The following is a 382-nucleotide window of genomic DNA, read 5'->3' on the forward strand; positions in this document are numbered from 1 at the left end:
GAGTAGACGTACGGATTATTGCACCGAAGAATCCAGATAAACGAATTGTCTTCCATGCGTCCCGTTCATACATCCCAGAGCTTTTAGAAGCAGGGGCAAAGGTGTATGAATATGATCAAGGCTTTATGCATAGTAAATTTATCATTGTGGATAGCGAGCTGGCTTCGATAGGAACGGCCAACATGGATATGAGAAGCTTTCATTTGAATTTTGAAGTGAATGCCTTCCTCTATAAAACGAAAAGCACTGAGAAGCTAGTGAACGACTTCTTAGGTGATTTAGAGCAGTCGCACGAGATTGTCCCAGAAGAATTTGCAAAGAGACCGTTAAGGGTCAGACTCTTTGAATCAACAGCAAGATTATTATCGCCATTACTATAAAG

General features: G+C 41.1%; 1 protein-coding gene. It reads left to right on the top strand.

Annotated features, from left to right (window positions below; all coding sequences use genetic code 11):
- Positions 1-380 (top strand): phospholipase D-like domain-containing protein (locus AC2A4J_RS20400; RefSeq protein WP_484177303.1); only part of this gene is annotated, 380 nt, incomplete at its 5' end.
- Positions 381-382: the final 2 nt, after the last annotated feature.

This window comes from Marinomonas sp. ATLA20 (assembly GCF_057180105.1).